This window comes from Dellaglioa sp. CoH-57-MRSF-18 (assembly GCF_056781995.1).
Genome location: NZ_JBXAXX010000267.1, coordinates 1 through 245, shown reverse-complemented (window position 1 = coordinate 245; position 245 = coordinate 1). Strand labels below are relative to the sequence as shown.

Here is a 245-nt window from a genome sequence, read left to right as displayed (position 1 = left end):
ATACCGATCCTTGCGCCTCTGCCTGCTCGATCGTCAGGCCAAATTTACTTTCGAAATAAACATAGTCATATGCTAAGCACAGATCACGGCCGATGCCGGATACCGCGTGCATGAACTCTGCCATCTTTTCCTCTTCTACGTGCGGAAGCCCGTTTAGTCGCTCCGGCACAAGATGCGCGTAATCAGCGCGATCTTTGATGCACTGCTCATCGTTGTCAAAGCCTTCTACGAGTCCAGCAAACACG

1 protein-coding gene is annotated in these 245 nt (G+C 51.4%); it reads right to left on the bottom strand.

Annotated elements, in window-relative coordinates:
* The coding region (locus AC1RPG_RS08935) for a hypothetical protein (RefSeq protein WP_481762630.1) at window positions 1–245 on the bottom strand (245 nt) is incomplete at both ends.